Here is a 24,482-nt window from a genome sequence, read left to right on the forward strand (position 1 = left end):
CCGCGACGACGGCCCGCCCCCGGTTCTCCGGGCGCGGGCCGTCCACCGGTACGGGGAGGCGAAGGGGCGTCCCTACTCCGCCCCGGCCGGCTTGCGGTAGACGTGTGTCTCGATGTCCAGGCTGATCTCGCATTCCGTGCGGAAGTAGTGATCCTGCGCCCGCTGGAAGATCTCAGCGGAGCTCTTCTGCGAACGTACGAAAGACAGGAGCCCCCACCCCTCCCGCTGGTGACGGTCCATGAGGGAAAAGTGATCTATGCCATATAAAGTGTCGGGAATAGGGGGAAGGAGGACCGTGTTGAGGCAAGGCGTGAACGTGGCACACGACATCTCCATGACCCCGCAGGGCCGGGTCGTGGGCCGTCGCATGTGCATGTGCCGTTGCTCGGAGATGCCCGGCATGCGCGCCATGACCCGCGCGTGTCCCCCGCGCTGAGTCCCGCCACCGCCCGTTCCCTCCCCACGAAGGCCCGAGACCGATGACCTGCCCCGCGGACCACCTCGTCCTGCGACGCCTGAGCCACCTGCCGTTTCCCCCCGGCACCCGGTAGGCCCCCGCCTGCCGGAAACCATGCCGAGAGTCCGTCGATGTCGTCGATGTTGGGAAGACAGCAGTGATCGAAGTGTCAGGCCTGCGGAAGGTCTATCAGGACAGGGGCCGGGAGGTGGTCGCCCTCGGCGGCGTCGACCTGCGCGTCCGCAAGGGGGAGATCTTCGGCGTGCTCGGGCAGAGCGGCGCGGGCAAGAGCACGCTGCTGCGCTGCGTGAACCTTCTCGAACGGCCCACCGCCGGCACCGTCGCGGTGGCCGGGCAGGACCTGACCGCGCTGGGCGAGAAGGACCTGCGCGCGGCCCGCCGGCGGATCGGCATGATCCACCAGCACTTCGCCCTCCTCTCCTCCCGGACGGTCGCCGGCAACGTGGCGTTCCCGCTGGAGGTCATGAAGGTCGGCAAGGCCGAGCGCACCCGGCGCGTCGCCGAGCTGCTGGAGCTGGTCGGGCTCGCCGACAAGGCCGGAGCGCACCCCGGGCAGCTGTCCGGCGGGCAGAAGCAGCGGGTGGGCATCGCCCGCGCGCTGGCCGGCAACCCCGCCGTCCTGCTCTCGGACGAGGCCACCTCGGCGCTCGACCCGGGCACCACGCAGTCGATCCTGGCCCTGCTCAAGCGCCTCAACCGCGAGCTCGGCCTGACGATCCTGCTGATCACCCACGAGATGTCCGTCGTCAAGGCGATCTGCGACTCGGCCGCCATCATGCGTGACGGCCTCATCCAGGAGTCCGGGACCATCCCCGAACTGATCGCCAGGCCCGGATCCCGGCTCACCGCCGAGCTGTTCCCGCTCCCGGAGCCGGAACCCGGCACCGTCACGATCACCTTCACCGGGCAGGCCGACGAGCCGGTGGTCTCCCAGATGGTCCGCAAGTTCGACGTCGACGTCAACATCCTCGGCGGGGCGCTGGAGGAGGTGGCCGGCGTCTCCGCCGGGCGCCTGCGCCTGCGCCTCACCGGTGACGAGCGCGCCGCCGCGCTCACCTACCTGGCCGATCGCGGCCTGCTGGTTCAGGAGGCGTGATGACCTGGGACGATATGCTTCCGCTGCTGCTGGAGTCGACCGGCCAGACCGTCGGGATGGTCCTGTGGTCGACCCTGTTCACCCTGATCCTGGGGCTCCCGCTCGGGGTGGCGCTGGTCGCCACCGACCGGGGCGGGCTGTTCCCCTCGCCCGTGCTCAACCGGGTGCTCGGGCTCGTCGTCAACGTCGGCCGCTCGCTGCCGTTCATCATCCTCATGATCGCGGTGATCCCGCTGACCAGGCTGATCGTGGGCACGACCATCGGCGCCACCGCCTCGGTGGTCCCGCTGACGCTGGGCGCCGCGCCGTTCTTCGCCCGCCTGGTGGAGACCGCGCTGCGCGAGGTGGGCAGGGACAAGGTGCAGGCGGCTCAGGCCATGGGCGCCGGCCGCCCGACCATCGTGGCCAAGGTCCTGCTGCCCGAGGCCATGCCCGGCCTGGTCGCGGGGCTCACCGTCACCGTGGTCGCGCTGATCTCGTACTCGGCGATGGCCGGGGCGATCGGCGGGGGCGGGCTCGGGGACCTGGCCATCCGCTACGGCTACCACCGCTTCGAGACCACGCTCATGATCGTCACGGTCGTGGTGCTGGTGGTCGTCGTCCAGCTGGTGCAGACCCTGGGCGACGCCGTCGCCCGCCGCCTCGCGCGTAACTGATCTTCCCCTTCCTTCCCCCCGGGACCGGGCCACAAGCGCGGTCCCGCGGTTTCTCACACCCATAAGGAGCGCATCATGCGTAGATTGTCGGCTGTCGCGTCCATCGTGACCGCGCTGGTCCTGGCGCTCGGCGCCTGCGGATCGGGCGAGCCCGCCTCCACCGGTACGACCGGCGCGAGCGCCGCCCCGGCCGGGGAGGCGCTCAAGGTCGGCGCCAGCCCGGTTCCGCACGCGGAGATCCTCACGTTCGTCAAGGACAAGCTCGCCGCCAAGGCGGGCCTGAACCTGGAGATCGTCGAGTTCACCGACTACGTCCAGCCGAACGTGCAGCTCGACGAGGGGCAACTCGGGGCCAACTACTTCCAGCACAAGCCGTACCTGGACGACTTCAACGCCTCCAAGGGCACCAAGCTGACCTTCGTCCAGCCGGTGCACCTGGAGCCGCTGGGGCTGTACTCCAAGAAGGTCACCGAGGTCGCCGCGCTTGGCCAGGGGGCGACCGTGGCCGTGCCGAACGACGCCACGAACCTGGGCCGGGCGCTGAAGCTGCTGGCCGACAACTCGCTGATCACGCTGAAGGACGGCGTCGGCACCGCGGCCACCGAGCGTGACGTGACCGGCAACCCCAAGGGCCTGAAGTTCCAGCCGCTGGAGGCCGCGCAGCTGCCCCGCTCGCTGCAGGACGTGGACGCCGCGGTGATCAACGGCAACTACGCCCTGGAGGGCGGCCTGAATCCGGCCTCCGACGCGCTGGTGCTGGAGAAGGCCGAGGGCAACCCGTACGCCAACGGCCTGGTCGTGGCCGCGGGCAACGAGAAGGACCCGCGCGTGGTCAAGCTCGCCGAGCTGCTCTCCGGGCCCGAGGTGAAGCAGTTCATCGAGCAGACCTACAAGGGCGCGGTCGTCTCCGCGGTCGGCTGACATCCGGCGTCCGAGGGCCACACCACTGATCGGTTACGGCATCTCCGGATCGATCCGGAAAGTGATCGCGGTGTGGCCTCGGTTCCCGGCGGGGTGCGGCCCGCCGGGCGGGCGGCCGCGGGCGCGGACCCGCCGGATAAGTGGGCACTTCTCAGCGCACACCAAACCGAGTAACGTTCGGTTTCATGCACCCGGGAGCCATCGCAGCAGTTTCGCCGGACAAGCCCGCTGTGATCATGGCGGGCTCCGGGCGGGTCGTGACCTACCGTGAGCTGGACGAGGAGTCCAACCGCCTCGCCCATCTCCTCCGCGCCGCCGGGCTCCGCCCGGGCGACCACATCGCCTTCATGCTGGAGAACCACCCGTTGTTCCTGGCGGTCGCGTGGGCGGCGCACCGCTCGGGCCTGTACTACACCGCCATCAGCTCGCGCCTGAAGGCCGACGAGCTCGCCTACATCGTCGACAACTGCGAGGCCAGGGTCTTCATCTCCTCGGCCGCCCTGGCCGACGTGGCCACCTCCATCACGGACGCCACCCCGGGCGTCGAACTCAGGCTCATGCTGGACGGCGCCGCCCCCGGTTTCGACTCCTACGAGAAGGCCGTCGCGGCCCATCCCGCCACGCCCATCGACGACGAGTGCCAGGGCGTGGACATGCTCTACTCCTCCGGCACCACCGGGCGGCCCAAGGGCGTCAAGCCCGCGCTGTCCAAGGCGCCGCTGGACACGCCGGGACCGCTGCTCCAGCTCATCCAGTTCCTCTTCGCGCCCTCGGCCGACAGCGTCTACCTCTCCCCGGCGCCGCTCTACCACGCGGCCCCGCTGCGCTACTGCCTGAGCTTCCAGCGCCTGGGCGCCACGATCGTCGTCATGGAGCGGTTCGACCCCGAGCAGGCGCTCGCGCTCATCGAGAAGCACCGCGTCACGCACTCGCAGTGGGTGCCGACCATGTTCATCAAGATGCTCAAGCTGCCCGAGGAGACCCGCGCGCGGTACGACCTCTCCTCGCTGACGTGCGCCATCCACGCCGCCGCCCCCTGCCCGGTCCCGGTCAAGGAGCAGATGATCGCCTGGTGGGGTCCCGTCATCCACGAGTACTACGCCGGGACCGAGGGCAACGGCTTCCTCTACGTCGGCTCGGAGGACTGGCTCCGGCACCGGGGCACGGTCGGCCGCCCCCTGCTCGGGGTCGTGCACATCTGCGACGAGGACGGCACCGAGCTGCCACCGGGCGAGCACGGCACCGTCTACTTCTCCGACGGCCCCGAGTTCGTCTACCACGGCGACGAGGACAAGACGAGGGCCTCCCGCGACCCGCTGGGCCGGGGCTGGACCACCCTGGGCGACATCGGCTACGTCGACGAGGACGGTTTCCTCTACCTCACCGACCGCCGCTCCTACATGATCATCTCCGGTGGGGTCAACATCTACCCGCAGGAGGCCGAGAACGTCCTGGCCATCCATCCGAAGGTGGCGGACGTGGCGGTCTTCGGCGTACCCGACGAGGAGATGGGCGAGCAGGTCAAGGCCGTCGTCCAGCCGGTCTCCATGGACCTGGCGGGCCCGGGGCTGGAGGCGGAGCTGATCGAGTACTGCCGCTCCCGGCTCGCGGCGTACAAGTGCCCCCGGTCGGTCGACTTCCGCGAGGAGCTTCCCCGCCACCCCACGGGCAAGCTCTACAAGCGCCTGCTCCGCGACGAGTACTGGCCCGCGAAGTCCTCCTGACCCCGATCCCCGGCCGGAAGGCCGGGGAAGCCGGGGGAGTCGGGGAGACCAGGGGAGCCGGGGGAGGGCGTCACCACGGGTGCTCCTTCAGGTAGCCTTCGACGGCGTCCCGGTCCCACGCGCCGGTGGCCACGACGACGCGGTAGCGCCACGTCCTGGTCTCGCCGGGGGCGAGTTCGAACTCCCGGTGGAAGGCCCAGGACGGGTTGACGGCCGCGAACTCGCCGCTCCGCACGAACCAGTGGTGGTCGGCGGGGCCGGTGAACACCAGCGTCGAGGCGCGGTCCACCTCGTCGTGCAGCCCGACGAAGGCCAGCCAGGCGGCCCGGGTTCCCATCATGGCCTCGCCGCCCCGGTCGCCGGGGCCGAGCACCTGCCCGCCGGTGAACGAGCGCGGCCCGCGCCAGAACAGGCCGCTGTATCCCGCCATCGGCCTGCCGTGGGTGGTCGGGCTCCCGAAGCGGAGGGGTTCCCCGCGTCGGCCGGTGAGGGTCGTGGTCCAGCCGAGCTCCCAGGAACCGGCGGCGGGATCGACCCGGTGCACGGTGATCTCCCGTAGCTCGTCCAGCCATCTCTCCCCGCCGGAGCTGATCCAGGCCAGCCTCTCCACCAGGTCCAGCCGCCCGCCGGCGGCGTCGAGGCGGTCGAACGACTCGTGCAGGACGCTCCCGTTGTTGTCGAGCTGGACGTACCCGCCCTCCCGGTGGACGTAGGTGCCGCCGCCCCAGAAGTTCTCCCCCGACAGGTGGGAGGCCGTCATCTGCAGCCCCCGGTGCCAGCGGTGGTCGTGCGGCCGGTACACGGAGACCACGTCCCCGGCGAGCGTGCGCAGGGGATGGATGTAGGGCTTGGGTGACTCGGCCGGCGCGGTCTCGGGCCGGTAGACGTACCGGACGAGGTCGGTGCCGTCCACGGACACGACGACCTCGTCCGGAGCGTGCGTCACCTGGAGCCGATCGTTCATGGCGGGTCCTCTCGGATGTCGGTCGGAGGCCGGGGAGCCCCGAACCGGGGGCGGGCGGGTGTTCCCCGCGGGACCCGCGCCCGCGAGCGCGGATCTCCGGGATCCGGCACGTCGTCGCATCTCGCCAGGGTCGCCCGGCACCTCCGGTCCACGTAACTTTAGCGCTTAAGAAAGATTCTCCCAAGCCGTTGACATGACGTCCGTGTTTCGTAATTGTGTCTTCAAGAAGAAGTAGACCTCGATGGGGTGCGCTTCGGTGACTCCACCAGCATGTCCAGCGAAGACGCCGGGCTGCGGAGGGAATGAGGAGTTCTTCGGGGGAGAGTCCTGCCGTTTTCTTGATGGGGTTCCGGTGGCGCTCCACCGAACTGAAGGGGTTTTTCTCGATGTCACCTGGGCGCCATCGCCTCTCCCTCGCCGCCATCCTCCTGATGCTCCTGCCGCTCCTGGCCGTCACCCCCGCGTGGGGCAACCCGCAGCCCGCGCTCACCGCGGGCAACTACGCCTATGACCAGGCGCCGAACGCCGGCGCCGCCTCCGACGCCGGGCAGACCGGGCTGCTCGCCTTCGGCCAGGGCGTTCTCGCCGACGCGGCGGTGACCGCGAACGCCCAGTGGAACGGGGGCGCGACGATCAAGTACAAGGAGGTCTCGGTCGTCTTCGACCTGCTGCGCGACCATCCGCTGGACCGCATCAGGATCGTCGCCAACGCCCCGAACCGGTTCTACGGCATCAAGTCCGTCTCCGTCAGGGCCCGGGCGGAGGCCGAGCCGGACTACACCTCGGTCCTCTCCCGGACCTGGTACGGCACGGCCAGCCCGCTGCCGGAGGGCGTGCCGCTGGCCAACTCCCTCGACGTCGACCTGGCCGGCCGGACGGCCCGCTACGTGATCGTGAAAATCGTGCGGCTGCACGAGTACCAGCACATGGCCCTCAACGAGGTCTCCTTCCATCCCGCCGCCGGCGAGCCCGGCCAGAACCCCGCGCCCCCGCTCTCCGCCGACGAGCTGCGGGCCGAGATCGGCAAGCCGGTCCGGCAGATCCCCCGGCCCGGCATGGTCGACGCCGGCAACTACCACCACGGGATCACCCCGGACGACGGCGTCCCCGACCGGTCGGGAGGGCTCGTGTCCTTCCCGTACGGCGCGCTGTTCGACCGCGACCAGGCCGGGAACGCCGTCGGCTGGCGCGGCAGCGCGGACGCCAAGAAGAGCGTCTCGATCGTCTTCGACCTGCTCCGGGACGTCCCGCTCGACACGATCAAGATCTTCAGCAGGTCGCCGAACCAGTACTGGGGGTTCGACGAGATCACCGTGACCTACCGCCCCGAGTCCCGGGCGACGTACGCGATCGCCCACACGGGCACCAGAGCCAGGACGGAGACCGACTACCAGCTGGCGGTCCCGATGAAGAACGCCCGGGCGCGGTTCGTCCGGATCGACCTCTACCGCAGGAACCAGTACCTGCACATCCCGCTCAACGAGATCGAGTTCCACGTGGGCGCCGGTGAGCCGGGCCAGGACCCCGCGCCGCCGCTGACCGTCGAGCAGATGCGCGCCGAGCTCGCCCGGTACACCCGCATGGTGGACCGCTACGGCCAGTACCTCTACCAGGACTGGCCGGGCAAGGTCACCTCCGACCAGCAGCTCAAGGACGACGCGACGGCCGAGGCCGCCCGCCTGGCCAAGGTCCGCTGGGACTGGGGCAAGTACGACCTGTACGGCGGCGTGCGCGCGCTGGGCAAGTACCGGGCCACCGGCTACTTCCGGCTGGAGAAGGTGAACGGCCGCTGGTGGTTCGTGACCCCGCACGGCCACCTGTTCTTCCTCAAGGGAGTGGACTCGGCCTCCGACGAGGAGTGGGGGTACGGCACCCTCTACAAGAACCCCGACGGCAGCCTCCGCGACGTCTTCGAGGAGCTCCCCGACCCGGCGGTCCACCCGGACGCCTACGGCACCTCCCAGCACGGCGGGGTGGTGAGCCTGCTCAAGGCCAACCTGGCGCGCAAGTACGGCGCCGACTACAAGGACGCCTGGCGTGAGGTCACCAGGAAGCGGATGATCGACTGGGGGTTCAACGCGTACAGCAAGTGGACCCGCGACGAGGAGATCCAGGGCCCCTACATCCAGCAGGTGACCGCGCCGGCCGACGCGATCCGCATCCTGTGGGCGCTCGACCCCTTCGACCCCGAGTTCCAGGCGAAGCTGAGCAGGCACGTCGACGTGCGGCGCTTCCGCCACCACCACTGGCTGATCGGCTACTTCTTCGACAACGAGCGCGGCTGGAACAAGGACGTCGTGGCCGAGGCGCTGAGCAAGGACGCGTCCCTGCCGGCCAAGCGCGCCTTCACCGACCACATGTCCGCGACCTACGGGCAGGACCTCGGCAGGGTCAACGAGATCCTCGGCACGAGCGCCGCGTCCTTCGCCGAGCTCACGGCCACGAAGATCGACGTCAACCGGGTGCCGGCGGGTGACCTCAGCGCGTTCATCAAGCTCGCCTCCGACCGGTACTACGCGGCGGTCCGCCAGGCGATCAGGGAGGAGGATCCGCACCACCTGTTCCTCGGCTCGGCCCTCGTGCCCGGCTGGCGCTCCAGCACCGAGTGGATCGTCGGCGGGGCCGAGCACCTCGACGCGATCTCGCTGGATGTCTACAGCGACAGCGCCGCCTACCTCGCCGACTTCGAGCCCTACGACAAGCCCGTGCTGAACCTGGAGTACTCCTTCAACTGCCACGAGCGGGGCATGCGCGCGATCAACACGGCGGTGAAGTGCACGAGCGTGGCGAACCGCGGTGAGAAGTACCGGTCCTTCCTCCAGGAGCAGGCCAAGAGCCCGGTGTTCGTGGGATCCGGCTGGTTCGTCTACTACGACCAGGCCGTCACGGGACGGCCCGGCGACGGGGAGAACTACAACTTCGGCCTGCTGAACCAGCAGGACCAGCCCTACACGGAGATGACCGACATCATGCGCGAGACGAACAAGACGATCGAGGAGGTCCACCTGAACGGCGCCGCCCCGGCGACCCGCTGACGCGGGACGGCGACGGGCCCCGCGGACGTTCCGTCCGCGGGGCCCGTCGTTCCGTGGAACCGCCCTCCCGCGAGGTCGTCGCTCAGCGGGATCCGGACACGGGACCGGTGCTTCCGCGAGGGGTGAGCCTGGCCGGCTCGGTCTCCACATCGGGCGGCCGCTCACCGTGGACGAGAGAGAGCAGATGCCGGGCGGCGGCGGCGCCCATGGCCGGGACGTCGCGGCGCAGCGCGGTCAGCGCCGGCCGCACCACCTGCGCGAGCTGCGAGTCGTCCCACGCGACCAGGGACAGCTCGTCCGGGACGCGGAGACGCATCTCCTGCGCGACGGACAGGCCCGCGACGGCCATGATGTCGTTGTCGTAGACGATCGCGGTGGGCCGGGCCGGAGAGCTGAGCAGCCTCCGCGTGGCCCGCGCCCCCTCCTCACCGGTGTAGTCGGTGTGCAGGGTGGCGCATCCGGGCAGGTCCAGCCGGGTGCAGGCCGCGGCGAACGCCTCGTCGCGCACCGCGGTGTGCACCAGGTGCGGCAGGCCCGCGACGCGCGCGATCCGGCGGTGGCCCAGCGCCGCCAGGTACTCCACGGTCTCGTGGACGGGGACGCTCTCGTCGGAGCGCACCGAGGCCAGCGAGCCCGTGCCCGGCGGCCCGCCGATCACGACGGCCGGCATGCCGAGCTCCTCCAGGGCGGGGATCCGCCGGTCGGCGACGTCCACCTCGACCACGATGACGCCGTCGACGCGCCCTTCCGCCCGCCAGCGGCGGTAGACCTCGATCTCGGAGTCCTGGTCGTCGGCCATCTGGAGCATCAGCGCGCACGAGCGGGGCTTCAGCTCCGCCTCGATGCCGCTGAACAGCTCCATGAAGAACGGCTCGGCCCCGAGGATGCTGGGCGGGCGGCACAGCACCAGGCCGATCACGCCCGCGTGCGCGCCGGTCAGGGCCCGCGCGGCGGCGCTGGGCCGCCAGCCGAGCTCGTTCGCGACGGCCAGGACGCGAGCGCGGGTGGACTCGGAGACGCCCGGGCGGCCGTTGAGCGCATAGGAGACGGCACCCTGGGAGACCCCCGCACGCTGCGCGATGTCCGCGATGGTCGCCCTCTTCACGAGCGCACCTTACCCGCACAGTGGGACGCGGGGGAGCGTCCGCCGGAAAACGGGGCGGCGGGCCCGCGAGGGGCCCGCCGTACAGGATGGTTCACGCTTGTCCTATCCTCCTATCCCTTGAGGCGCCGCCGTCCGCGGCGCCGTTCCCAGGCCGGGCTCAGCCCTTGAGCCCGGTGAAGCCGATGCCCCGGACGATGTGGCGCTGGAAGACCAGGAAGAGCAGGAGCGGGGGGATGATCGCGACAAGCATGCCCGCGATGACCTGGTTCTGCTCCGCCGTCTCGGCCAGGCGCGGCAGCGCGACGGCCAGCGGTTGCGCCTCGGTGTCGGAGATGGCGACCATCGGCCAGAGGAAGTCCTTCCACGCGTCCATGACCGCCAGCAGCGACACGACCGCCAGGATGGGCCGGGACATCGGCATGACGATCTGCCAGAACAGCCGTACCGGCCCCGCCCCGTCGACCTGGGCGGCCTGGTAGAGCTCCCGGGGCAGCGCGTCGAAGAACTGCTTCATGATCAGCACGTTGAAGGCGTGCGCTCCCGCGGGCAGCCACACCGCCCACGGGGTGTCGGCGATCGACCCGCCGGTGATCGGCAGGTCGAGCACCGTGAGGTAGAGGGCGACCAGCGACACGGTTCCCGGGACGAACAGCGTCGCCAGGATCGCGCCGTAGACCACCCGCCCGTACCGGGGGCGGAGCACCGACAGGGCGAACGCGCCCGTGGCCGCCACCAGGAGCTGCACGGCCCAGGACCCGCCGACCAGGACGACGGTGTTGAGCAGGTAGCGGCCGATCTGCAGCTCCGACCAGGCCGCCGAGAGGTTCTGCCACTGCACCGAGGAGGGCCACAGCCGCAGCGGCTCGCGCAGCAGGTCCTGGGTGGGGGAGAGCGCCCCCTTGGCGGTCCACAGGATCGGGCCCAGCCCGGCCAGCAGCGTCGCGAGCAGCAGCGTGCCCTGCGTCAGGCGCAGCGACCATCGTACGCCGACGCGACGCCGGTCGACGTCGGAGACCAGCCCGCGACCGCGGTCGTCGTCGTTCATGCGTTGCTCCACCTCCTCGTCACGCGCAGGTAGACCCCCGACACGACGCCGAGCGCCGCCGCCAGCAGGACGCCCAGGGCGGCGGCCATGCCGTAGTCGCCGTGGACGAAGGCGTAACGGTAGATCAGCAGCAGGATCGTCACGGTCGAGTCCTCCGGGCCGCCGTCGGTGAGCACGAACGGCTCGGTGAACACCCGGAACGTACCGATGATCTGCAACAGGAGCATGATCAGCAGCACGCCGCGCAGGTGGGGCAGGGTCACGTGCCAGAACTTGCGCCAGATCGAGGCCCCGTCGATCTCCGCCGCCTCGTACAGCTCGGAGGGCACCGAGGTCAGCGCGGCCAGGTAGATCAGCACCGTCGATCCGGCGGCCGCCCAGGTGGCCTCCAGCACGAGGCTCGGCATGGCCGTGGCGGTGTCCTGCAGCCAGGGCAGGGGGCCCAGCCCCACCAGGCCGAGAACCTGGTTGAACAGGCCGAAGTCCGGGTCGTAGAACCATTTCCACATCAGCACGGCCACCACCGGGGGCACCGCCACCGGCAGGTAGACGAGGACCCGGAACAGGCCGCCGAACCGGCGCAGCTCCGACATCACCACGGCCAGCAGGACGGGCAGCGGGAAGCCGAGCACCAGGGCCAGCAGCACGAACCACACGGTGTTGCGCACCGTCGTCCACAGCAGCGGGTCCTGGAACAGGTGGACGAAGTTCGACAGCCCGACCCACTCCGGCGGATCCACCAGGTTCGTGCTCTGGAAGCTCAGCACCACGCTGCGGGCGATCGGCCACCAGGCGAAGTAGCCGAAGACCAGGATCGTGGGGAGCAGGAACGCCCACCCGGTCGCGCCGATCCCCCGTCGCCGGGGGGAGCGGAGGGGGGCGAGGGAGCGGAGCGGTGGCAGGGGGCGTCGCGGGGCCCGGCCGGCCGCCTCGGTGGCGGGCCGGCCGGAGACGTCGTGCCGGTGCAGCGTCGTCATCGGCGGCACCCTCGTCCGCCGGTCACCGCTGGGCCCGGTCCAGCGCGGCGGTGACCTTGTCCTCCGCCTTGCCCAGTTCCTCGGCCGGGTCGGCGTCCTCGCGGGTGAGGATCGCCTGCACCGCGGTGTCCAGCGCCGCGTACACGTCCTGGCCGGCGACCGCGGGCTCGGTGACGAACTGCTGGGCGGCCACCCCGGTCTCGTACGGCTTGAAATGGGCGACCGGGACGTTGGCGTGCTCGCGCTCGGCCGCGAGGACCGGACCGGCGACCGCCGGGCCGTACAGCGAGACGTAGGGGAAGCCCACCGGCACCTTGTCGGCGGCCCGGGCCGCCGCGGTCCGGCCGGCGAACGCCGCGTCGTATCTGGGCTTGAGGTGGAAGAAGTCGATCCACTTGACCGCGGCGGCGCGCTGGGCCGGGGTGGCCTTGGGGCTGACCACCGCCACCTTCCCGCCGAGCAGGGTGGCGGGCGTGCCGGCCGAGGGCAGGGCCCCCATGCCGAACGCCTCCGGGGAGCCGCCGAACTGGGTGGCGAACTCGGTGTAGGAACTCGGCGTCGCGATCATCATCCCGATCTTGCCCGCGGCGAAGTCCTTGGCCAGGTCCGCCGCGTTGCGCAGGTGCTGGGTCCCCATCGAGTCGTCCTGCCAGCGCATCGCCTTCAGCAGGCCGAGGACCGCCCGGGACTGCTCGGTGTCGAAGGTGGCGACGACCTTCCCGCCCTCCTCCTTCTGGAGCCGGCCACCGTAGGTGTACGTCATCGCGGTGAAGATCCAGCCGCCGGTGTTGTTGGTGGCGGGCACGGCGAAGCCGGGCACCCCGGTCTTCGCGGTGATCGCCTTGGCCGCCGCGCGGACGTCATCCCAGCTCGACGGGGGCTGTTCCGGGTCGAGCCCGGCCTTGGCGAACAGCTCCCGGTTGTAGACGAGGCCGAGGGCGAACTCGCTGACGGGCAGCCCGTAGACGCGGCCGGTCGGGTCCTTGGCCGGGGCGAGCGCGCGCTCGTCGAACTCGGCGGCGTGCGGCAGTTTCTTCACCTCCTCGGTGATGTCGGCGAGCTGGCGCCGCTTGACCAGGCCGGCGGGCTCGGTGAGCGGGACCTGGAAGACCGTCTCCAGCCGGCCTCCGGCCAGCCTGGCGGCGAAGGTCTTGGCCTCCCACTTGGACTCGCTGGGCTCGACGTCGATCGTCGGGTTGGCCTTCTCGAACGCCGCCACCTGCTCCAGGAACTGCCGCCGCACGTTCTCCTGGGTGGTCGGGGGCATGTCGGCGACGGTGATCTTGATTTTCTCGGAGGCGGGTTCGGCGGGTCCGGCCGCGCATCCCGCGGCCGCCGCGACGGCGAGGGCGGCGCTCGCGCAGCCGGTGAGCAGGCCCGGAAGTCGTTCTCGCATGGGAGCTCCGTTCGGGGGAGAGCCGTGTTCACGTGGCCGTCACTATGCGGTGACATCGAGGAAACTGTCAATAGTGAACTTAAGCGCATCAGAATCGTTGCAGAAAGAGGAAAGCCGGAGCTTGGTGGAGTGTTGACAGGTGAAAAACCCCGGCATATGGTCGCTTTGCTTATGCGCTTAAGTAAGCATTTCCTGCAGGTCGAGGAGGCCATGTGAGCGTGTACCGTCCGCTGAGCCACGGCTGGACCGTGACCGCCCTGCCGGGCGATCCGGCCGTCGCGGGAGTCCCCGCATCGGTGCCCGGGTGCGTCCACACCGACCTGCTCGCGGCCGGTCTCATCGACGACCCCTACCTGGACGACAACGAGAACCGGCTGTCGTGGATCGGCCGCACCGGATGGCTGTACGAGACCGAGTTCACCGTGCCCGACGGCGACTTCCACCGGGCCGACCTGGTGTGCGAGGGACTGGACACCGTCGCCACGGTCATCGTCAACGGCGTCGAGGCCGGAAGCGCGGCCAACATGCACCGCTCCCACCGCTTCGCCGTACGGGAACTGCTGCGCGAGGGCGTCAACACGCTGGCCGTGCGTTTCGACTCCCCCCAGCGTTACGCCGAGGAGCAGCGGGCGGCGATGGGAGACCGCCCGGGGCCCTACCCCGAGCCCTACCCGTTCATCAGGAAGATGGCCTGCAACTTCGGCTGGGACTGGGGACCGAACCTCGTCACCTCGGGCATCTGGCGGCCGATCGGCCTGCACACCTGGAGCCTGGCGAGGCTCGAGCAGGTACGTCCGGTGATCACCCTCGATGGCCCCGACGGCCTGGTGCGCCTGCACGTCACGGTCGAACGCGCCGCCGACGTCCCGCTGACGCTGACCGCGCGGGTCGCCGGCTCCTCCGCGCGGGCGCGGCTCGCCCCCGGCGAGACCCGGGCCGAGCTGACCCTGCGGGTGAGCGACCCCGACCTGTGGTGGCCCCGCGGGTACGGCGCGCAACCGCGCTACCCGCTCACCGTGGAGCTCGCGGAGACCGGGGAGACCTGGCACCGGGAGATCGGCTTCCGCTCCGTCGAACTGGACACCTCCCCGGACGAGGCGGGGTCGCGCTTCACACTGGTGGTCAACGGCGTCCCGGTGTTCGTGCGGGGAGCGAACTGGATCCCCGACGACTGCTTCCCCGCCCGGGTCACCGTCGAGCGCCTGGCGGAACGGCTGGACCAGGCGTGCGCGGCCAACATGAACCTGCTGCGGGTCTGGGGCGGCGGAGTCTACGAGAGCGAGGAGTTCTACGAGGCGGCCGACCGGCTGGGGCTGCTGGTGATCCAGGACTTCCCGTTCGCCTGCGCCGCCTACCCCGAGGACGCGCCGCTGGCCGCCGAGGTGGAGGCCGAGGCGCGCGAGCAGGTCGTCAGGCTGGCCCCGCACCCGAGCCTGGTCCTGTGGGTCGGGAACAACGAGAACATCATGGGCTACTTCGACTGGGACTGGCAGGAGCCCCTCGCGGGACGGACCTGGGGAGCCGCGTACTACCTGGACCTGCTCCCGCGCGTCGTCGCCGAGCTCGACCCGGCCAGGCCGTACTGGCCCGGCACGCCCTACTCGGGCGACATGGGGCTGCACCCCAACGACCCCGCCCACGGGACGGTGCACGTCTGGGACGTCTGGAACGAGCGCGACTACACCGGTTACGCCGACTGGCGGCCCCGCTTCGTGGCGGAGTTCGGCTTCCAGGGACCGCCCGCCCACGCGACGATGCGGCGGATGATCACCGATGGGCCGCTGGAGCCCGGCGCGCCGGGCGTCCTGCACCACCAGAAGGCGGCCGACGGGAACGCCAAGCTGCTGCGCGGCCTGGGCGCGCACCTGCCGCCCCCGCGCGACTTCGACGACTGGCACTACCTGACCCAGCTCAACCAGGCCCGCGCGGTCACCTTCGGCGTCGAGCACTTCCGGGCGCTCGCCCCGCACTGCATGGGCACGATCGTCTGGCAGCTCAACGACTGCTGGCCGGTCATCTCCTGGGCCGCCGTCGACGGCGACGGCCGGCGCAAACCGCTGTGGTACGCGCTGCGCCGCGCCTACGCCGACCGCCTGCTGACCGTGCAGCCCCGGGACGGCGGCCTGGCCGTCGTCGCCGTCAACGACAGCGACCTGGCCTGGCGGGGCGAGATCGCGGTGGCCAGGCTGAACCTGACGGGAGAGCCGCTGGCCAAGGACGTCCTCGCCGTCGACGTGCCGCCGCGCGGGGTCGTGACGGTCCCCCTGCCGCCGGGCCTCGCCACGCCCGCGGACCCTGCGGCCGAGATCCTCGCCGCCGAGCTGGGGGAGGCCCGCACCCTGCGCTTCTTCGCCGAGGACACCGCCGTCGCCTACCCGCGCGCCGAGTTCGACGCCACCGTCACGCCCGCCGCCGGCGGCCTGCTCGTCACCGTCCGCGCCGTGACCGTCGTCCGCGACCTCGCGATCTTCCCCGACCGCCTGGACCCCGACGCCGTGGTCGACGACATGCTGGTGACCCTGCTGCCCGGCGAGAGCGCCACGTTCCGCGTCCGGACCTCCCGTGACCTCGACCCGGCCGCGCTCACCTCCCACCCGGTGCTGCGCTGCGTCAACGAGAAGGGACCGTCACATGCGGCGTGACACCCGCCCGGCCCCGCTGGACGCCTACCTGGCCCGGCTCGACGCCCGCTACGACGCCGAGGCCCGGATGCCCTGGTGCCGGGCGACCGGCCCCGGCTACCACACCCGCGTCCCCGCCGGCAGCCGCGCGCACCAGACCCGGGAAGCCGCCGATTACGCCCTCGCGCTGCTGCGGCACGGCGGGCCCGGGAGGGTCGCCCGCGCCGGGGAGGTCCTGGAGGCGCTCGTCGGCCTGCAGGTCACCGACCCCCTCGCGGAGCACTACGGGATCTGGGGATGGTTCCTGGAGGAGCCTCCCCGGATGATGGCCCCGGCCGACTGGAACTGGGCCGACTTCATCGGGGTACGGCTCGCCCAGGTTCTCGCCGTCCACGGCGACCTGCTCGACGCCGGCGTGGCGGACCGGGTCAGGACCGCGCTGTACCACGCCGCCATGTCGATCTTCCGGCGCAACGTCGACCCGGAGTACACCAACATCGCGGTGATGGGCGCCGTGGTCTCGGCCGCGGCGGGCGAGATCCTCCGGACCGGGTTCCTCCTCGACTACGGCCGGCGGCGCCTGGACGCGGTGCTCGCCCTGTTCCACGAGACCGGGGGCTTCACCGAGTACAACTCCCCGGCGTACAGCCGCGTGGTCCTGGAGGAACTGGAACGGGCCGCGCTGATCGTGGCCGATCCCGCGTTCGGCGCCCTCGCCGAGGAGCTGAGAAGGCACACCTGGGCTGCGCTCGCCGAGCGGTTCCACCCCGGAACCGGCCAGCTCGCCGGCCCGATGAGCCGCGCCTACCACGACCGGCTCCCGCCGGACCTCGCCGCGTATCTCGCCGCCCAGACCTCCGCTCCCGTCGTCGTACGGGCGGAGGAGGCCTCGTCGGCGGAGGGGACCTTGCCGGGGGAGGAGGCCTTGCCGGGGGAGAGGGTCCCGCAGGGGGAGGTTCTGCAGGACGGGAAGGCCCCGTCGGGGGAGAAGGTCTCGCAGGGCGAGAAGGTTCCGTCGGGGGAGGAGACTGCACCGGGCGAGGAGGACGAGACGGGCGCGCCCCCGCTGGTCCCCCCGCTGCCCTGCCCGGACGAGACCGCGGCCAGGTTCCGGGCGCTGCCCGCAGACCCCTTCGAACTGCGCACGCGCTTCAGCTCGGGAGAGCACGGCGAGACGGTCGGCACCACCTGGTTCACCGAGGACGCCTGCCTGGGATCGGCGAACGAGGAGTTCGCCTGGACGCAGCGGCGCCCGCTGCTCGGCTACTGGCGCACGCCGGACGACCCGGCCGTGGTGCTGCGCGCCCGCATGCTGCTCAACGGGCACGACCTGAGCGCCGCGTGGTGCAGGCAGGCCCAGGACGGCCCCAGACTGCTCTCGGCGTGGTGGCTCAGCTACGACTCCGGCGACTTCCACCCCGCGCTGGACAAGCCGCCCGGCAGCGTCTTCGACGTCGGCGACCTGCGGCTGGTCGTGTCCCTCTCGGGCCGCGGCGTCAGGGCGGAGGATCTCGGCGGCGGAACGTTCGCCCTGGCCGCCGGTGACCGGCGCGCGCTCGTGCACACCGCGCCCGCCGCGTTCCTCGGCGAGGCCGCGCCGTGGCGGGCCGTCCAGGAGGACCGGGAGGCCCGGATCGAGGCGGTGCTGCACGCCGGCCCGCGGCGCCCGGTCGACTTCCACGAGGCCGTGCTGACGGCGGCGTTCGCCCTGGAACTGCTCGGGCCGGAACGGGCCCCGGGCGACGCGGCGGCGCCGGTGCCCGTGGCGGACCCACCCCGCCCCGGGCGGGCCGCGGGTGGCGCCGTGCCCGGCGAGCCGGGCCCGGCGAGTACGCCGGACACGACCGGGGCGGCGGATGTGCTGGACGCGGCGGGCAGACCGGACACGGCCGGCGTGGAAGGCGCGGAAGGTGCGGTGAGTGCCGCGAGTGTGGTCCGGTGGCGCTGGCGGGACCTGACCGTGCCGGTCCCGGCGCGCCCCACCCCGTTCGGCAGGTGACCCGCGTTTCCCGTCCGGCATGAACGCGTACGGCATGCACGCCGCGCACTCCCCCCGGACGATCAGGGCGGGCACGCCGGTGCGCGCCGGGTCCGCCCGGGGGTCCGTGGCGGGCGCGGTGGGACGGCCCGCGCATGGGCCGGCCGGTCGTGCGGGACGGGCCGTCAGCCGCCGGTCGGCACGCCGCCCATGTGCTGAGACGACCTGTCGGTCAACGGCCCTTCTTTCAGGACGCCGTCCGGCGTGAGTTCGAGGACGGCGACGGCGTCGACGCCGTAGATCACCTGCGACAGGCAGATCACGTCCGTGACGCCGATCCGTTCCCTGAACGGGGCGTGCATGTGGCCGCAGACGTGCACCTGAGGGGCGAGGGCGTCGGTCAGCGCGCGGATGTGGTCCCGTCCCACGGGGATCTTGCCGTGGTGTCGGTAGGACAGTCCCGAGGGCCAGTCATGGGTGATGAACAAGTCGATCTTCTTGCCGCGCGCCTGACTGAGGAGGTGCTTGACGTGCGGCCTGGTGAAGTAGCCGTACTCCTTCAGCCGCTCCGGCGTGATCGCGGGAGGCTCGTCGGGCTCGCTGAAGTAGCGTGAGTAGACACCGGACAGGAAGGCGACCCGGAGGCCGGCGATCTCCCGCACGCCGGAGCGCCCGAGGAAATGAAAACCGGGTGCCCATTCCCCGGGGCCGTGCGCGTCGAGCGACGGCCATGGTTCATGGTTGCCGCCGATGAAGTAGACGGGGGCGCTCATGGTGCGCAGGCCCCCGGCGAACTCGGGGAAATCACCGACTTTGCGGTGCTTGGCGGGGCCGCCGACCCCGAGGCTCTCGGCCTCGGTTCTGTTCGGCTCGGCATCCCCGACGCTGAAGATGGCGTCGACGGGACCGGCGTGGCGCCGGATTATCGCGTCCGCCTCGGCGAAGTTGCCGTGGATGTCACCGATGACCGCAAATCTCATGGGCCGATGATGATGAAAGGCGGGTCCGGAGGACAACCGGATTTCGGCGGACGGGAACGGTCTTCCCGCGGTGATTTTCCAGCCGCCGACGGCCGCCGGAACCCCTCCTCACCACGGCTGATAAAGCCGCGGTGAGGAAACGACGATCACGTCGATCATCCCCTTAACCAGGTCTTACGCCCTGTGCGTCATCGTTTTCTCATAGCCGGTGAGCACCGGTCTCGGCCCCGGGAACCGGGGTCCAGAACGTGGGGGAAGACATGGAACCGAACAAGAATGAGCAGGAGAACACGCCGACCGAGGCTGCCCCCGGGAACGACGGCTGGACTCAGTTCGGCAAGGTGCCGCCGCGCGTCGGCGCCTACCGTTCCGACGGTGACACCGAGCCGCAACCGACGCTGATCCACCCGGTGCCCGAGCAGCTCGCGGCCGAGGCGCCCGGTGCGCCGGGAGCACCGGGGGGAGCCGGGGGGCCGGGAGCACCGGGGGCGCAGGGGATGCCCGCCGCGGTGCCCGCGCCCCGGGCCAGGCTCACCGCGGGACAGAAGATCGGCGCCGGGCTCGCGCTGGCCGCCATGGCCATCGGGGGTGGGGCCGTGGGGGCCTTCACCGCCACGAGCTTCAACCAGGCCGCCCCGGTCGCCGCGTCCGGCCCGATCGCCGGCAGGCCGGTCGGCAACGCGGCCACGGTCGCCGACATCGCCCAGGCCGTCCAGCCGTCGGTGGTCTCCATCGAGGTCAGGACCGCGAGCGGCAGCGGGGAGGGGTCGGGCGTGATCCTGTCGGCCGACGGCCTGATCCTGACCAACAACCACGTGGTCGAGGGAGCCGGACAGGGGGGCCAGGTGACCGTCAAGTTCAGCGACGGCAAGATCGCGACCGCCAAGATCGTCGGCACCGACCCGGCCACCGACCTCGCGGTCATCCGGGCGGAGGGCGTCTCCGGCCTCACCAAGGCCTCGATCGGCGACAGCGACCGGCTCAAGGTGGGTGACCCGGTCCTGGCCATCGGCAGCCCGCTCGGCCTGTCGGGCTCGGTCACCGCCGGTATCGTCAGCGCGCTGAACCGCACGCTGACCGTCGGCGACGACCAGGGCCCCCGGCAGCTGCCGCCCGGCTGGGGCAGGGAACAGCGGCAGGGCGGCGGGTCCACCACCATCGGCGGCGCCATCCAGACCGACGCGGCGATCAACCCCGGCAACTCGGGGGGCGCGCTGGTCAACTCGAACGGCGAGGTGGTGGGCATCAACACCGCCATCGCCACCAACGGTGGCGAGGGCAGCATCGGCGTCGGCTTCGCCATCCCGGTCAACACCGCCAGCCAGGTCGCCCAGCAGCTCATCGAGACCGGCAAGGTCTCCCACGCCTTCCTGGGCGTCAGCGTCACCGACGCCGTCGGCGACGCGGGCGGCGCCCTGGTCGGCCAGGTCACCGATGGCAGCCCGGCGGCCCAGGCGGGCATCAGGCAGGGCGACCTGATCACCAAGATCAACGACAAGGCCGTCGAGGACGCCGCCACCGTGGTCGGCGCGGTCCGCGGCTTCAAGCCCGGCCAGAAGGTGACCATCACCTACGTTCGTGACGGGCAGCCCCAGACCGTCACGGTCACCCTCGCCGAGAAGACCGGCGAGTAAAGAGCCCTTGGTTGCCCCCTTGGGGGATGCGCCGCCGGGACGTTGCGGTCCCGGCGGCACATCCATGTCCGGGGGCGCAGCCGTCGGGCACTGTCGTCGGGCGAGCGCCGCAAGGCCGGGCCGGTCTCCCGGCTGAGCGGCGGGCACCACCGGTCGGGGGTGCCGTCGTCGGGCGGGCGCCGCGGGGCCGGAGCCGGGGAGGCGACTCGGTGCCGGGCCGGAGACGGTTCCGGAGGCCGGTGTCCCCGGGTCAGCGCCCGGCGGTCAGGGCCTCCGAGCGCCACAGGTCGCGGTAGTAGCCGGGGGAGGAGACCAGTTCCTCGTGGGTGCCCCGCTGCGCGACCGAGCCGTTCTCCAGCACGACGATCTCGTCCACCCGCTCCAGCCCGCGCAGGCGGTGCGTGACCAGCAACATGGTGTGGCCGTGCGTGGCGTCCAGCAGGTCCGCCATGAGCGCGTCCGCGGTCGCCTCGTCCAGGGCCTCGGCGGGCTCGTCCAGCAGCAGGACCGGGGGGTTGTGCAGCAGCGCACGGGCGAGTGCCAGGCGCTGGAGCTGGCCGCCCGAGACCGTCCGCCCGTCCTCGCCGAGCACGGCGTCCCAGCCGGTGCGCTCCACCCACCGCTCCAGCCGCGCCCGCCGCACGGCCTCCCCCAGCTCCTCGTCGCCGGCCTCGGGACCGGCCAGCCGCAGGTTGTCGCGGAGCGACGCCTGGAACACGTACGGGTCCTGCGTCAGGCCCGTCATCAGCCGCCGGGCGTCGTCGGCGGACAGATCCCCGATCTCCACCCCGTTCACCCGGATCGTCCCGGCCTCGGGCTCGACCAGGCGCATCAGGGCGGACAGCAGCGTGCTCTTGCCCGCGCCGCTGGGGCCGACCAGGGCGACGCGCCTGCCGGGGGTCAGGGTCAGGCTGACGCCGTCCAGCGCGGGGGCGCGGCCGGGTCCGTGGCGGACCACCAGGTCCTCGACCTCGACGGTCAGCGGTCCGGTGGGGACCGGCGCGGGCGCGGCGGGGTCGGCCACCGCGGGCGGCGTCGAGCGGATCTCCCGCAGGCGGCGCAGCGCGGCGAGCACCCCGGTCAGCCGCTCCCCGGCCGCCGCCAGCGGCAGCACGGGCTCGAACGACACCAGCGAGGTCAGCGCCAGCACGGTAGTGGCGACGGTGCCCACCCCGGCGCCCTGCGCGACCAGGATGACCGCCGCCACGGTCAGGCCCTGGGTGACCACGCCGAGCGCCGCCGCCAGCGGGTTCGCCCGCGCCTGGCGGCGTGCCAGCGCCGCCAGCCGGGCGTCCGCCTCGTCCGCGGCGGCCAGCGCCCGCCCGTTCGCCCCGTACGCGGCCAGGTCGGCCGCGGCGTGCACCAGGTCGGCGACCCGGGCGGCCAGGTCGGCCCGGGCCGGGGCGATCCTGGCCGCCCAGCGCCGCGCGGCGGCGGACGTGCCCGCGGGGATCAGCACCCCGCCCGCCAGCAGCCCCGCGAGCAGCACCAGCGCCGCGGCCGGGAGGAGGAACAGCCCGATCGTGACCGCCACGACCCCGGTCACCAGCGCCGCGGCCGCCGGGAGCAGGCAGCGCACCAGCAGATCCTGGACCGCGTCGGTGTCGTCGACCATCCGGCTGAGCAGGTCGGCCCCGCGCTGGTTCAGCGGCCCGGCGGGGATGAGCGCCCGGTAGAGCCGCTCCCTGGTCGACGCCTGGGCGCGGAGCGCGACGTCGTGCCCGGCCAGGCGCTCGCCGTACCGGAAGACGCCCTTGCTCGTCGCGAAGGCCCTGACCCCGACGATCGCCACGCTCAGCGCCGCCAGCGGGGGCTGCTCGGCGGCCCTGGCGATCAGCCACGCGGCGGATCCGATCAGCCCGAGCCCGGCCAGCTCGGCCGCCGCGCCCGCCGCCACGGCCAGGCCCAGCCGGCGGCCCATCCGGTCCGTGCGGATGACGGGGGCGAGATCTCTGATGCCTGTCATCGGGACGGAACCTCCCCGCGCGTGCCGGCCGGCTGTCTCTCGCCGGCCGGTGCGTCGGCCACCACGCGGCCGTCGGCGATCCGGATCACCCGGTCGGCCAGGTCGATCATCGCCGGCCGGTGCGCGACGATCACCGCGGTGCGGCCCTCGGCGAGGTCGCGGGTCGCGGTGACGACGGCGCTCTCGCTGCGGCCGTCGAGCCGGGCGGTCGGCTCGTCCAGCAGGAGCAGACCGGCCTCGGGGCGGCAGAAGGCGCGGGCCAGCGCGACCCGCTGCCGCTGCCCGGCCGACAGGTTCGCCCCCCGCTCGCCGAGCGCGGTGTCGTACCCGTCGGGCAGCGCCGTGACGAACTCGTCGGCGTGCGCGGCCCGCGCCGCGGCCCGCACCTCGTCGATCGTCGCCTCCGGCGCGCCGAGCCTGATGTTGTCGGCCACCGAGGTGGCGAACAGGTGCGGGCGCTGGGGCACGAACGCCAGCCGGTCGCGCCAGGAGCCGTGGTCGGCGAGTTCGACGCCGTCGACCAGGACCCGGCCCGAGGCGGGGCGGACGAATCCGAGCAGCAGGTGGAGCAGGGTGCTCTTGCCCGCGCCGCTCTCGCCGACCAGCGCGACCCGCTCGCCCGGCGCGATCACCAGCGAGACGTCCTCCAGCGCGGCCTCCTCGCGGTCCGGGTAGCGCACCGTGACGTTCTCCAGCCGGATCTCCGGCGCCCGGACGGCCCTGCCGGGAGCGTCCGCCCCCGCCACGCCCTCGGGCTCCGCCCCGTTCCCGATCCTCGCCCCGTTCGGGCTTCCCGCCGCGTCCGCGATCTTCGCGCCGTTCACGTGCCGCGCCGTGGCGCCGAGCGTGCCCGCGCCCGTGCCCGCGCCCGTGCCCGCGCCCGTCTCCGGAGCCGCTCCCGCACGGGCGCTCCCGGCGCGGGCCCCGCCCGCGGCGGAGGCCGCGGCGTCGGCGCCCGGTGCCCGGGTCGCGTCGTCCAGCACGGCGAACGCCTCGTCGGCCGCGGCGACGCCCTCCATCGCCGCGTGGAACTTGTTGCCCATGGCGCGCAGCGGCAGATACGCCTCCGGCGCCAGGAGCAGCACCAGCAGCGCGGTCGGCAGGTCCAGCGAGCCGGACAGCAGCCGCAGTCCCACCGGGACGGCGACCAGCGCGAGCGACAGCGACGCGGCCAGCTCCAGCACCAGCGACGACAGGAACGCCACCCGGAGCGTGCGCATCGTCGCGCTCCGGTGGGCGTCGGCCACCTGCCGGATCACCTCCGCCTGGTAGCGGGCCCGGCCGAAGGCGCGCAGCGTGGGCAGGCCCCGGACCACGTCCAGGAAGTGCCCGCCGAGGCGGGACAGGGCCCGCCACTGGCGCTCGGTGACCGCCCGGGTGTGCATGCCGACCAGGGCCCCGAAGATCGGGATGAGCGGCAGCGTGACCAGCACGATCAGCGCGCTGGTCAGGTCGGCGGCGAACAGCCGGACGAGCACCGCGATCGGCACGACGCCCGCGACCGCCACCGACGGAAGGTATCCCGACAGGTAGGGGTCGAGGGCGTCCAGCCCGCGGCCCGTCAGCGTGACCAGCTCACCCGAGCGCTGCGCCGCCGGCCGGACCGGGCCCAGCTCCTGCAGCCGCGCCAGCAGGCGATGGCGTAACGCGGACTTCACGCCGGTGGTCGTGCGCCCGGCGGCGGCGCCCTGCACCAGGGCCAGCAGCGCCCGTACGCCGACGACCACCGCCAGCAGCAGCAGGGCGGAGGCCGCGAACCGCCCGGAGAGCACTCCGGCCAGCAGCTCCGCCTGGACCAGGACGAGCAGGCCGGCGAGGACGGCGGCGGCCAGGCACAGAGCCAGGTGGCCGCGGACGGCCCGCTCGCTCCGCGCCAGCCTTACGAGATCCTTGTGCATGCCACCCT

At 72.4% G+C, this 24,482-nt stretch carries 17 protein-coding genes; 8 read left to right on the forward strand and 9 right to left on the reverse strand.

Annotated elements, in window-relative coordinates; genetic code table 11:
- Positions 1-72: 72 nt before the first annotated feature.
- Positions 73-240: a hypothetical protein gene (locus ABD841_RS06755; RefSeq protein WP_344968934.1), complete on the reverse strand. Its 168-nt coding sequence runs from the start codon at positions 238-240 to the stop codon at positions 73-75.
- Between the two features lie 374 nt (positions 241-614).
- Here ABD841_RS06755 and ABD841_RS06760 point away from each other — a divergent pair, with 374 nt between their 5' ends.
- From ABD841_RS06760 to ABD841_RS06775, 4 genes are all read left to right on the forward strand, one after another.
- Entirely contained in the window at positions 615-1,574 is a 960-nt protein-coding gene (locus ABD841_RS06760) for a methionine ABC transporter ATP-binding protein (protein WP_344968936.1), read from the forward strand.
- Positions 1,574-2,230, forward strand: a complete 657-nt coding sequence (locus ABD841_RS06765; protein ID WP_344968938.1) for a methionine ABC transporter permease — start codon at positions 1,574-1,576, stop codon at positions 2,228-2,230. Before ABD841_RS06760 ends, ABD841_RS06765 begins: the two co-directional genes overlap by 1 nt.
- Before the next feature lie 75 nt (positions 2,231-2,305).
- Positions 2,306-3,151, forward strand: a complete 846-nt coding sequence (locus ABD841_RS06770; protein ID WP_344968939.1) for a MetQ/NlpA family ABC transporter substrate-binding protein — start codon at positions 2,306-2,308, stop codon at positions 3,149-3,151.
- Between the two features lie 185 nt (positions 3,152-3,336).
- A complete protein-coding gene (locus tag ABD841_RS06775; protein ID WP_344968941.1) occupies positions 3,337-4,875 on the forward strand; it encodes an acyl-CoA synthetase in 1,539 nt (512 codons plus the stop codon).
- Positions 4,876-4,945: 70 nt separating this feature from the next.
- Here ABD841_RS06775 and ABD841_RS06780 read toward each other — a convergent pair whose 3' ends face one another.
- Positions 4,946-5,839, reverse strand: a complete 894-nt coding sequence (locus tag ABD841_RS06780; protein ID WP_344968943.1) for a DUF6807 domain-containing protein — start codon at positions 5,837-5,839, stop codon at positions 4,946-4,948.
- Between the two features lie 386 nt (positions 5,840-6,225).
- On the opposite strand from ABD841_RS06780, the gene ABD841_RS06785 reads away from it, so the two are divergent.
- Positions 6,226-8,874, forward strand: a complete 2,649-nt coding sequence (locus tag ABD841_RS06785; protein WP_344968945.1) for a hypothetical protein — start codon at positions 6,226-6,228, stop codon at positions 8,872-8,874.
- Between the two features lie 82 nt (positions 8,875-8,956).
- Here ABD841_RS06785 and ABD841_RS06790 read toward each other — a convergent pair whose 3' ends face one another.
- The 4 genes from ABD841_RS06790 to ABD841_RS06805 all read right to left on the reverse strand — a co-directional run bounded on the left by ABD841_RS06790 (position 8,957) and on the right by ABD841_RS06805 (position 13,397).
- Positions 8,957-9,979 (reverse strand): LacI family DNA-binding transcriptional regulator, encoded by a 1,023-nt coding sequence (locus ABD841_RS06790; protein ID WP_344968947.1) that lies wholly within the window; start codon positions 9,977-9,979, stop codon positions 8,957-8,959.
- 157 nt (positions 9,980-10,136) lie between these two features.
- On the reverse strand, positions 10,137-11,024 hold the full coding sequence (locus ABD841_RS06795; RefSeq protein WP_344968949.1) for a carbohydrate ABC transporter permease: 888 nt from the start codon (positions 11,022-11,024) through the stop codon (positions 10,137-10,139).
- On the reverse strand, positions 11,021-12,001 hold the full coding sequence (locus ABD841_RS06800) for a carbohydrate ABC transporter permease (RefSeq protein ID WP_344968951.1): 981 nt from the start codon (positions 11,999-12,001) through the stop codon (positions 11,021-11,023). The genes ABD841_RS06795 and ABD841_RS06800 overlap by 4 nt, the downstream gene beginning before the upstream one ends.
- Positions 12,002-12,023: 22 nt before the next feature.
- Positions 12,024-13,397: an ABC transporter substrate-binding protein gene (locus ABD841_RS06805; RefSeq protein ID WP_344968953.1), complete on the reverse strand. Its 1,374-nt coding sequence runs from the start codon at positions 13,395-13,397 to the stop codon at positions 12,024-12,026.
- A gap of 212 nt (positions 13,398-13,609) precedes the next feature.
- On the opposite strand from ABD841_RS06805, the gene ABD841_RS06810 reads away from it, so the two are divergent.
- Together ABD841_RS06810 and ABD841_RS06815 are read left to right on the forward strand one after the other, a co-directional pair.
- A complete protein-coding gene (locus tag ABD841_RS06810; RefSeq protein ID WP_344968954.1) occupies positions 13,610-16,039 on the forward strand; it encodes a glycoside hydrolase family 2 protein in 2,430 nt (809 codons plus the stop codon).
- Complete coding sequence (locus ABD841_RS06815) at positions 16,029-18,017, forward strand: hypothetical protein (RefSeq protein ID WP_344968956.1); 1,989 nt, start codon at positions 16,029-16,031, stop codon at positions 18,015-18,017. Before ABD841_RS06810 ends, ABD841_RS06815 begins: the two co-directional genes overlap by 11 nt.
- A 164-nt stretch (positions 18,018-18,181) precedes the next feature.
- Here ABD841_RS06815 and ABD841_RS06820 read toward each other — a convergent pair whose 3' ends face one another.
- Positions 18,182-18,976: a metallophosphoesterase family protein gene (locus ABD841_RS06820; protein WP_344968958.1), complete on the reverse strand. Its 795-nt coding sequence runs from the start codon at positions 18,974-18,976 to the stop codon at positions 18,182-18,184.
- A 260-nt stretch (positions 18,977-19,236) separates the two neighbouring features.
- Between ABD841_RS06820 and ABD841_RS06825 the strand changes: the two genes are divergently transcribed.
- Complete coding sequence (locus ABD841_RS06825) at positions 19,237-20,610, forward strand: S1C family serine protease (RefSeq protein WP_344968959.1); 1,374 nt, start codon at positions 19,237-19,239, stop codon at positions 20,608-20,610.
- A gap of 250 nt (positions 20,611-20,860) precedes the next feature.
- Here ABD841_RS06825 and cydC read toward each other — a convergent pair whose 3' ends face one another.
- Together cydC and ABD841_RS06835 are read right to left on the reverse strand one after the other, a co-directional pair.
- Entirely contained in the window at positions 20,861-22,576 is a 1,716-nt protein-coding gene (gene cydC, locus ABD841_RS06830) for a thiol reductant ABC exporter subunit CydC (protein WP_344968961.1), read from the reverse strand.
- Complete coding sequence (locus ABD841_RS06835) at positions 22,573-24,474, reverse strand: ABC transporter ATP-binding protein/permease (RefSeq protein ID WP_344968962.1); 1,902 nt, start codon at positions 24,472-24,474, stop codon at positions 22,573-22,575. The genes cydC and ABD841_RS06835 overlap by 4 nt, the downstream gene beginning before the upstream one ends.
- Between the last annotated feature and the right edge of the window lie 8 nt (positions 24,475-24,482).

The organism is Streptosporangium fragile (assembly GCF_039534445.1).
GTDB classification, from domain to species: domain Bacteria; phylum Actinomycetota; class Actinomycetes; order Streptosporangiales; family Streptosporangiaceae; genus Streptosporangium; species Streptosporangium fragile.